This is a genomic window from Streptomyces sp. NPDC000941, from assembly GCF_053599555.1.
Map to the genome: position 1 here is coordinate 1 of NZ_JBSFMM010000331.1, position 9318 is coordinate 9318.

Annotated in this window: 8 protein-coding genes; 4 read left to right on the forward strand and 4 right to left on the reverse strand. The window is 70.4% G+C overall.

Translation table 11 applies throughout. The features are described 5' to 3' along the window. Positions 1-119 precede the first annotated feature (119 nt). Positions 120-1376, reverse strand: coding sequence for a cytochrome P450 family protein (locus ACWDSL_RS49725; protein WP_450495922.1), 1257 nt, complete (start codon positions 1374-1376; stop codon positions 120-122). Positions 1377-1483: 107 nt separating this feature from the next. Here ACWDSL_RS49725 and ACWDSL_RS49730 point away from each other — a divergent pair, with 107 nt between their 5' ends. Continuing rightward, positions 1484-3169: a tetratricopeptide repeat protein gene (locus tag ACWDSL_RS49730; protein ID WP_450495924.1), complete on the forward strand. Its 1686-nt coding sequence runs from the start codon at positions 1484-1486 to the stop codon at positions 3167-3169. On the opposite strand, the gene ACWDSL_RS49735 is transcribed toward ACWDSL_RS49730, so the two are convergent. The 3 genes from ACWDSL_RS49735 to ACWDSL_RS49745 form a co-directional block, all read right to left on the reverse strand. Next, the gene (locus ACWDSL_RS49735; RefSeq protein ID WP_450495926.1) at positions 3159-3815 is read right to left on the reverse strand and encodes a maleylpyruvate isomerase N-terminal domain-containing protein; all 657 of its coding nucleotides are present in this window, start codon (positions 3813-3815) and stop codon (positions 3159-3161) included. The genes ACWDSL_RS49730 and ACWDSL_RS49735 overlap by 11 nt on opposite strands. 9 nt (positions 3816-3824) lie before the next feature. Continuing rightward, entirely contained in the window at positions 3825-4940 is a 1116-nt protein-coding gene (locus ACWDSL_RS49740; protein WP_450495928.1) for an SGNH/GDSL hydrolase family protein, read from the reverse strand. Positions 4941-5043: 103 nt separating this feature from the next. After that, on the reverse strand, positions 5044-6087 hold the full coding sequence (locus ACWDSL_RS49745) for a LacI family DNA-binding transcriptional regulator (RefSeq protein ID WP_450495930.1): 1044 nt from the start codon (positions 6085-6087) through the stop codon (positions 5044-5046). Positions 6088-6196: 109 nt separating this feature from the next. On the opposite strand from ACWDSL_RS49745, the gene ACWDSL_RS49750 reads away from it, so the two are divergent. From ACWDSL_RS49750 to ACWDSL_RS49760, 3 genes are all read left to right on the forward strand, one after another. Further along, positions 6197-7375: a phytanoyl-CoA dioxygenase family protein gene (locus ACWDSL_RS49750; protein ID WP_450495932.1), complete on the forward strand. Its 1179-nt coding sequence runs from the start codon at positions 6197-6199 to the stop codon at positions 7373-7375. A 46-nt stretch (positions 7376-7421) separates the two neighbouring features. Beyond that, the gene (locus tag ACWDSL_RS49755; protein WP_450495933.1) at positions 7422-8183 is read left to right on the forward strand and encodes an SDR family oxidoreductase; all 762 of its coding nucleotides are present in this window, start codon (positions 7422-7424) and stop codon (positions 8181-8183) included. A gap of 33 nt (positions 8184-8216) precedes the next feature. Beyond that, the coding region (locus tag ACWDSL_RS49760) for a Gfo/Idh/MocA family protein (RefSeq protein WP_450495935.1) at positions 8217-9318 on the forward strand (1102 nt) is incomplete at its 3' end.

Genomic DNA, 9318 nt, shown 5'->3' on the forward strand with positions numbered 1-9318 from the left:
TCAGTTCACGGAACGTTTTGGGTTTTTGCGGGACTATACGCACAATCTGGTTCTGCGGGCCTTCGCCGGGTGGCCCCCCTCACCCGCGCTGACAGGTCGATCAAGAGGTGACAGGTCGGTCAAGAGGGAACGGCCGCGAGCGGGGCGCCCGGGGTGAAGGTGACGGGCAGCCGCTCGGGACCGCGCAGCCCGGTGGGCCGCCACGGCAGCTCACCGGGTGCCACGCTCAGGGCGAGCTGGGGGAGGCGGCGCAGGACGGTGCCGATGGCGACCTCTCCCTCCAGCCGGGCCAGCGACGCCCCGAGGCAGTAGTGAATGCCGTGGCCGAACGCGAGGTGGGCGCTGTCCCCGCGGGTGATGTCCAGCCGATCGGGGTCGGGGAAGCGCTCCGGATCGCGATCGGCCAAGGCCGAGCCGACCAGCACGGTCGCGCCCCGCGGGATGTTCACACCCGCGATGGAGACGTCCTCGCTCGCGAACCGGGCGATCCCGGGGTTGAGCGGCCCGTCGTAACGCAGCAGTTCCTCGATCGCGTCCGGCAGCAGCGCCGGGTCCTCCCGCAGCATTCGGAGCTGATCGGGGTGGGCCAGCAGCGCGGCGATGCCGCCGCCGATCAGATTGACCGTGGTGATGTAACCGGCCGCCAGTAGCAGGAACGCCATGGAGACCAGCTCTTCCTCGGTCAGCCGATGCTGCTCGTCCCGGGCCTCGATCAGCGCGCTGAGCAGGTCGTCTCCGGGCCGGACCCGCTTGGTCGCCAGCAGTCCGGTCAGATACGCGCGCATCTGCCGCCATGCGCGCTCGAGGACCGCCGGATCCTGCGGTTCCGCCCCCCACGGGAGCAGGTCGTCCACCCACCGCTGGAACGCGCGCCGGTCATCGGTGGGCACTCCGAGGAGTTCGCTGATCACGGTGACCGGAAGCGGCAGCGCGAAGTCCTCGATCAGATCGGCCCGACCGGTCGGCACGACCGCGTCCAGCAGCCGGTCGGCGATCTCCTGGACATGGGGCCGCAGCTCGGCGACGCGGCGCGCGGTGAACGCCCGCGAGACCAGCCGGCGCAGCCGGGTGTGGTCGGGCGGATCGGCCCGCAGCATATTGCCCAGTGCGGACTCACGCTCCGCCACGGGCAGCTGCCGCGTCAGGCGGGGGTCGGACGCCAGGCGGACATCGCTGCTCAGCCGGGGGTCGGACAGCGCGGCCAGGCACTCCTCGAAGGGCGTGACCAGCCACACCTCCAGGCCGCCTGCGATAACCGCGCGCCGCACCGGACCGTCCTCGTCCGGCCGCCCCTGGCACAGCTGCCGGTAGAAGGGGTAGGGATCCGCCACGAAGGCGGGGTCGCCATAGGGCAGAACAATCGGCTGCTGGGTCATTGCGGCCTCCCGAAGCACACCACAGACACATGAAGCGCACTTATCGTCTGCAAGGGTATATCCAGGAACATAAACCGGCGGCACAGGGCGCGACACGGGAGATGCTGATGGACTACTTCGACCTCGGGACCCTCACCCGGCCCGTCTCGACACGTTCACCCGAGGCGCAGCTCTGGTTCGACCGGGGGCTGGTGTGGACGTACGCGTTCAACCATGAGGAGGCCGTCGCCTGCTTCGAGGCCGCGGCGGACGCCGATCCCGACTGCGCCATGGCCCACTGGGGCATCGCATACGCGCTGGGACCCAACTACAACAAGCCCTGGGACTTCTTCGACGGCGCGGATCTGGAGCGGACGGTCCGCCGGACGCACGAGGCGGTGGAGCGGGCTCATGCCACGTCGGCGGGCGCGACGCCGACCGAGCGGGCGCTGATCGAAGCGCTGCGCGCCCGCTATCCGCAGTCGCACGCCGCGGAGGACTGCTCGGTCTGGAACGCGCCGTACGCCGAGGCCATGCGCGCGGTGTACGAACTGGCGTCCGATGACCTCGACGTCGCCACCCTCTACGCCGACGCGCTGATGAACCTGACTCCGTGGAAGCTGTGGGACCTGCGCACCGGCGAGCCCGCCGCGGGCGCCCATACGGTCGAGGCCGGGGCCGTCCTCGACCGGGCGTTGCGGAGCGAGGCCGGCGCCCGCCACCCCGGCGTGCTGCATCTGTACATCCATCTGATGGAGATGTCACCGACACCCGAGAAGGCGCTCGTCGTCGCCGACCGGTTGCGCGGGCTGGTCCCCGACGCCGGCCATCTGCATCACATGCCGTCACATCTCGATGTGCTGTGCGGCGACTACCGGCATGTCGTGGAGGTCAACACCGACGCCATCGTGGCCGACGAGAAGTATCTGCGGCATGCGGGCGCGATGAACTTCTATACGCTGTACCGCTCCCACAACTACCACTTCAAGATCTATGGTGCGATGTTCCTGGGGCAGTGCGGGACGGCGCTCGACACCGCGGCCCGGCTGGAGGCATCGATCCCCGAGGAACTGCTGCGGGTCGACAGCCCGCCCATGGCCGACTGGCTCGAAGGCTTCCTCGCCATGCGCGTGCACGTCCTCATCCGCTTCGGCCGCTGGGAGGACATCCTCGCCCTGTCGTTGCCGGCCGATCCCCAGCTCTACTGCGTCACCACGGCGATGCTGCACTACGCCCGCGGAGTGGCGTACTCCGCCATGGGGATGATCCACCAGGCCGAGGCCGCACGTGATTCCTTCCGCTCCGCGCGCGAGCGTGTTCCCGAGAGCCGGATGCTGTTCAACAACACCTGCCGGGACATTCTCGACATCGCCTCGGCGATGCTCGACGGTGAGCTCCACTACCGGAAGGGCGAGTACGAACTGGCCTTCGCGTCGCTCGCCCGGTCCATCGACCTCGACGACAATCTCCCCTACGACGAGCCCTGGGGCTGGATGCAACCGACCCGTCACGCGTACGGGGCGCTGCTTCTCGAGCAAGGGCGGGTCGAAGAGGCGGAGGCCGTGTACCGGGCGGACCTCGGGCTCGACGACACGCTCCCCAGGGCCTCACAGCACCCCGCGAACGTATGGGCGCTGCATGGCTACCACGAGTGCCTGGTGCGGCTCGGGAAGGCGGCTGAGGCGCGGATCGTGGCCAAGCAACTGACCGTCGCCGCCGCGCTCGCGGACGTCCCGATCACGGCATCCTGCTTCTGCCGCCTCGATTCCGGGAGCCCGGCGGGCCTGCCGTGCTGTCAGCCGGTCACCCGATGACGAGCGGGACCCTCGCGCCCAGTTCGCCCAGTTCGGCCTTCTCCGCGCCGGTCGGGGCGCGCCGTCCGGTGCCGACCAGCAGCGTGTCCTTGTCGGACCACGACGCGGGAAACGCCGCCCCGGCGATCTTCTCCAGCATTTCGCGTGACCGGGCCAGGCCCTCGGCGGGCGGTTCCGCCATGTTCGGGAGGTGCGCGATCAGGTCGAGGTGGTGCAGGGTCCACTCCAGGACGTACGCCCCGAGGTAGTCGCCCGCGGTCAGCACCATGTCCTGGGTGCTGACCCGCAGGGCCGGGTCGGCGAGTTCGGCCGCGCGCCCCGCGGCCGAGCCGACGTCGTCGAGGTGGAACGTGAGCAGCCCCGGGTCCTCGTACGCGGCGGCCAGCCGGACGGTCAGCGCGTCCAGCGGATCGTCACCGGTCGGCGGCGTGTCGCTGACCGCCCAGTAGGTGACCGCGTCGCGCGTCGGCTCCGCTTCGGTGGGCGTCACCAGGGTGATCAGGACGTCCTGAGCGTCGATCACCAGATGGCACACCAGATCCCGTACGAGCCAGCCGGCACAACCGGACGGCTGTGCGAAGTCCTCGTCCGCGAGTTCCGCGACCGCCGTGCGTAACGCTGTCCAAGAACGTGAGAAGAGATCCACGGCCGCAAGCTACCAGCGCAGCGGAAGGGCGGCGAGGTAATTGTCGAGCTGACCGGAGATGATCCGGTGGTCGTGGGCCGAGGGGTGCCAGTCGCAGCCGAGGTGGTCCAGGGCGGAGGCGTCGTAGTGCCAGTAGCGGACCCGGGTGTCGCTCCGGCGGTTGCGCTCCTGGACGATCCGTAGGGCGGTCTCGGCGAACGCGGTGGTGTTGGCGAGGTCGGTGGCGCTGACCACAAGGAATGTCTCAGGGCCGGAGCGGGCGCGCAGCTTGTCGAGGAAGCCGTGGTAGGCGCTCTCGTAGGCGCCGATCAGCTGTTCCTGGGTGGTCCAGCGCTCGCCCGGGTTGAGCGGGGTCGAGAAGTCGTTGATGCCCAGGCCGAGCACGACGACCCGGGGCCGCCAGGTGTGCGGTTTCGGCCAGACGTCGCCGTCGACGTTCAGCAGGGCCCGGTCGTAGTACGTGCGGAAGTCGGTGTGGGGGCTGCTGCCGTTGTAGTTGCGGACCATGCCGAGGCCGGAGTACGCGTTGAGCTGGTAGTCGGCGTCGAGGCGCCTGGCGGTCAGGGCGCCGAAGGCGAGGTCGGCGTTGGTGTTCCGGTTGACTCCGCCGTTGCTCGAACAGTCGCGTGTACCGGAGACATTGCCGTAGCCGGCGGTGAAGGAGTCCCCGATGAACTCGATCTGTCTGCTCCGGGCCCGGGGTGCGGCCAGGACCGCGCCCCCGGGAGCGGCGACGAATCCGCCGAACCGGCCCACGGCCCAGGGGCTTTCCGTGCGTTTGACGAGGCGTACGCGGTGCTCGGTGTCGGGAAGGCCGCCGATCCACGAGGTGGTCCGGCCCGGGGTCACCAGGGTGGCGGTGGTCGTTCCGTCGATCTGGACGTCGTAGTCGTTGTCGGAATCGTCGAGGACGACGCCGACACCCGTACCGCGGAACCGGCCCTCGAAGTAGATGCCGGGCCAGGTGTACTGCACCAATCCGTCGGCGGTGTTCTTGACCCGGCCCGCCGTGTGGAACCGGGCCCGGTTTCCGGCCGCCCGCGCGGGGGAGGCGGCGGCGGTGACGACTCCCGCGGCGGCGGCCGTGACCAGCGTTCTTCGGGGGATGTGACGGGGCGTCCGCATGTGGCCATCCTTTGACGGTGGGGCGAGCACATGATGGTGGGACACAGCACAGAGCCGCACCACTGTATGCGTGGGACCGGGAATGCGACAGGTGGTCGAGGGCTCATACGTGGTCGGGGCCCGGGTCCCCGGGCGGCATGTTGTACGGGGTGACCACCTGGATCGCCGAGGGCAGCAAGGGCCCGTCGCCCGGGAGCGCCTGGTGGGCCCGCATGATGGTCTGGCAGGCGCGGCGCATGTCCTGGCGCAGATCGTGGTGGAGGACCGCGGACAGCCGGCGCTCGCGCAGCAGCCGGGTGTTGTCGTGGTCCAGGTCGTGGGCGATGAACACGGCGCACTCCCGGCCCAGGGCGTCGAAGGCGTCGAGGGTGGCGAGGTTGCCGCCCCCCATGGAGTAGACCGCGACGATGTCCTTGTCGCGTTCGAGCGCCGCGAGGGCGAGTTCGCGCTGAGTGGCGTCCAGGCCGTCGCTGTCGGTGACCTCCACCAGGGACCGGGCGGGCTGGGTGAGGCGCATGGCGCTGCGGAAGCCCATCTCGCGCTCCTCCTCGCCGCGGAAGGAGCCCCGGCTGATGGTGGTGAGCACATGGCCGGGGCGGTCGCCGAGCCACTGTCCGATGAGGTACGCGGCGGTGGCCCCGGCCGCGCGGTTGTCGATGCCGACGTACGCCATGCGGGCGCTGTGGGGCAGATCGGTGACCAGGGTGACGACGGGAATGCCGGCCGCGGCCAGCCGGCCGACTGCGGTGCCGATCTCCGGAACGTCCGGGGCCTTGAGGAGCACGCCTTGGGACCCCCGTTTGGCGATCTTGTCCAGGGTTCCGATCAGCTCGGCGGGGGGACACGTCTCGCGGAAGTGGAAACGCGAGCGGACGACCGCGGGGTGCAGGGAGGGCAGCTCCGCTTCGAGTGCATCGCGTACGGCGCTGGAGAACCGCTCCGGCGCCTGCATCACGATGTCGATCATGAAGGTGCGGCCTCCGATACGGATCTGGCCACGCTGCCGGTCCAGGTCCTTGATCGCCTCATGCACCTCCCTGACCGTGCTCTCCCGCACACCGCCGCGGCCGTTGAGGACCCGGTCGACCGTGGCCGTGCTCAGCCCGGCCTGACGGGCGATTTCCCTGATCGGATAGGGGTGCCCCATGATTGTTCCCCCAAGTGGATGATGGTTTTTTGATGGACTGCTGAGGATTGAATGATGGGTTCGGATTCACAAGACTGACAGAGAGGCACGGACTGCGAAAGGACCCGGGATGTCCCATGTACCTGCGGGATCACGGAATTGGCTCACTGAGGAAGACTGCGATCTGAGCGCCTTCCGGTCGCTCGTCGAGCAGCGGACCGATGTGGGCGACCATCCCTCGGCCGAGCGGGTCGAGCGGAACGTTCTGCTCTACGACAGCGGCCGGCTGCGGGCCCTCGCGGACACGCCGGAAGGGCGTCGGGCCGTTCAGGGCGAGCTGGTCCGGGCCCTGCTGGACGGCCCCGGCATCGTGGTCCTCAAGGGCGCGTTCCCCGACGCGGCCGTCGTGGACCGGGCGTCCGAGGCGTTCCATGCGCTGATCGAGGAGGAGCGCGCCACGGGCGGGGCCCGCGGCGACCACTTCGCCAAGCCGGGCGCCAACGACCGGGTGTGGAACGCCCTGGACAAGGTGGCGGTGCGCGCACCGGAGACGTTTGCCGACTACTACGCCAACGACATGCTGGAGTTGGTCTCCGAGGCCTGGCTCGGCCCTGCCTACCAGGTGACCTCCCAGGTCAACGTGGTCAACCCGGGCGGCGCCGCGCAGCGTGTGCACCGCGACTACCACCTGGGCTTTCTCAGCCAGGAGCGGGCCGCCGGCTACCCGGCGCACGTCCACCGGCTGTCGCCCGTGCTGACCCTCCAGGGCGCGGTGGCCCACTGCGATATGCCCGTCGAGTCCGGCCCGACGATGTATCTGCCGCATTCGCAGAAGTACGAGCCCGGCTATCTCGCCTGGCGGCTCCCTCAGTTCGCCGAGTACTTCGAGGCCCACTACGTCCAACTCCCGCTGGACAAGGGGGACGCCGTCTTCTTCAACCCCGCCCTCTTCCACGCCGCCGGACACAACCGCTCCGCCGACATCAGGCGCATGGCCAATCTGCTGCAGGTGTCCTCCGCCTTCGGCCGCGCCATGGAGACGGTCGACCGCGAGGCGATGGCGGGCGCGCTCTTCCCGGTGCTGCTGCGCCGCAAGGCCGAGGGCGCCTCCGAGGACTGGCTGCGCCGGGTGGTCGCCGCCACCGCCGAGGGCTACCCGTTCCCCACCAACCTCGACCTCGACCCGCCGGTCGACGGTCTCGCACCGCCCTCGCAGGCGGACACCGTCTGGCAGGCCGTCACCGAGGGCTGGGACCCCGACCGGCTGCGCCAGGAACTGCACGCGGGCGCCAAGCGGCGCCAGGGCTGAACAGGGCCGAACAGGGCCGAACAGGGCTGAAGGGAACACCACACTCATGGGACTGCTCGACGACAAGGTCGTCCTCGTCAACGGCGGCAGCCAGGGCGTCGGCGCCGGCATCGTACGGGCCGCCGTACGGGAGGGCGCGACCGTCGCCTTCACCGGGCGCCGGGCCGAGGTCGGCGACGAGCTCGCGGCGGAGACGGGCGCACACTTCCTCCGCGCGGACCTCGCGGATCCGGCGCAGGCACGCGACAGCGTCACGCGGACCGTGGCCGCGCACGGACGCGTCGACTGCCTGGTCAACGCGGCCGGGCTGACCTCGCGTGGCTCGCTGCTGGACACCACACCGGAGCTGTTCGACGCCCATGTCGCGATCAATCTCCGGGCGCCGTTCTTCGCGATGCAGGCCGCCGTCGCCGATATGGTCGGGCGCAAGGCGCCCGGCACGGTGGTCAACATCATCACCACCTCGGCGCACGGCGGACAGCCCTATCTGGCCCCGTACGTCGCGGCCAAGGCCGGGCTCGTCGGCCTGACCCGCAACGCCGCGCACGCCCACCGCTTCGACCGGGTCCGGATCAACGGCCTGAACATCGGCTGGACGGACACCGAGGGCGAGGACGCCACCCAGCGCGCCTTCCACGGCGCGGGCGACGACTGGCTCGAGAAGGCCGCCGAGCAACAGCCGATGGGCAAGCTCGGCCGGGTCGACGAGATCGCCGACTTCGTCGTCTTCCTGCTCTCCGACCGCAGCGGCGTGGTGACCGGCTCGGTCATCGACTGGGACCAGATTGTCATCGGCGGCCTCGACTGAGCCGCCCCTCGGACTGAAGGAACGAGAATTTTCATGCGCATTGGCATCATGGGTCTTGGCCGGATCGGCGCCTTCCACGCGGAAACCCTCGCCGGGCTCGACGCGGTGGACTCCCTCGTGGTCACCGACCCGGTGGCCGCGGCCACCGCCACCGCGGCGGAGCGGTTCGGGGCCACCGCCGTCGACTCCCCGGAGGCCGTGTTCACCGCCGGTGTGGACGGCGTGGTCATCGCCGCCGCGACCGACGCCCACCCGGAGCTGATCCTCGCCGCAGTCAAGGCGGGCGTCCCCGTCTTCTGCGAGAAGCCCGTGGCCCGCGGCGTCACGGAGAGCCTGGACGTACTGCGCGCCGTGGCGGACGGCGGCGTGGAGGTGCACATCGGCTACAACCGGCGCTTCGACGCGGGATGCGCGGCAGCCCGCGCGGCCGTCGTCAGCGGCGAACTCGGGACACTGCACACCGTACGGTCCACCACCCTGGACCCCGCGCCGCCGCCGGCCGCATATGTGGCCACCTCAGGCGGCATCTTCCGCGACTGCGCCGTGCACGACTTCGACATCGTGCGCTGGGTGACCGGCCGCGAGGTCACCGAGGTGTACGCCACCGGCGGCAACCGGGGCGCGGACTACATCCGAGCGGCGGGCGACGTGGACACGGCCTCGGCCCTGCTCACCCTCGACGACGGCACCATCGCCGTCATCTCCAACTCCCGCCACAACGCGCGGGGTTACGATGTTCGGCTGGAGTTGCACGGGATGAAGGACAGCATCGCGGTGGGCTTGGAGGACCGGCTGCCGCTGCGCTCCGTCGAACCCGGCGCCACCTTCCCGGCCGGGACGCCACACGACTTCTTCATGGACCGCTTCGCCGACGCCTACCGCGCCGAGCTCACCGCGTTCACCGAGGTCGTGGCGGGCACCCGCCGCTCACCGTGCACGGTGGCGGACGCCATCGAGGCGAGCTGGATCGCCGAGGCGTGCACCCTGTCCCTGCGCGAGCGGCGGCCCGTACGGCTGGAGGAGGTGCGTACGGCGGTGTGTGCGCGCCCTCGCGGAGCGCAGCGATGTCAGCGGGAGCTTCCTCAGCCAGCTCGAGCGCGGGCGCAGCAGCGCCTCCATCTCGACGCTGGCGCGT

Excerpts from the sequence above, each read along its gene's own strand:
- ACWDSL_RS49745 (WP_450495930.1), bottom strand. The coding sequence starts at position 6,087 with ATGGGGCACCCCTATCCGATCAGGGAAATCGCCCGTCAGGCCGGGCTG.
- ACWDSL_RS49755 (WP_450495933.1), top strand. The coding sequence starts at position 7,422 with ATGGGACTGCTCGACGACAAGGTCGTCCTCGTCAACGGCGGCAGCCAG.
- ACWDSL_RS49750 (WP_450495932.1), top strand. The coding sequence starts at position 6,197 with ATGTCCCATGTACCTGCGGGATCACGGAATTGGCTCACTGAGGAAGAC.
- ACWDSL_RS49730 (WP_450495924.1), top strand. The coding sequence starts at position 1,484 with ATGGACTACTTCGACCTCGGGACCCTCACCCGGCCCGTCTCGACACGT.
- ACWDSL_RS49740 (WP_450495928.1), bottom strand. The coding sequence starts at position 4,940 with ATGCGGACGCCCCGTCACATCCCCCGAAGAACGCTGGTCACGGCCGCC.
- ACWDSL_RS49725 (WP_450495922.1), bottom strand. The coding sequence starts at position 1,376 with ATGACCCAGCAGCCGATTGTTCTGCCCTATGGCGACCCCGCCTTCGTG.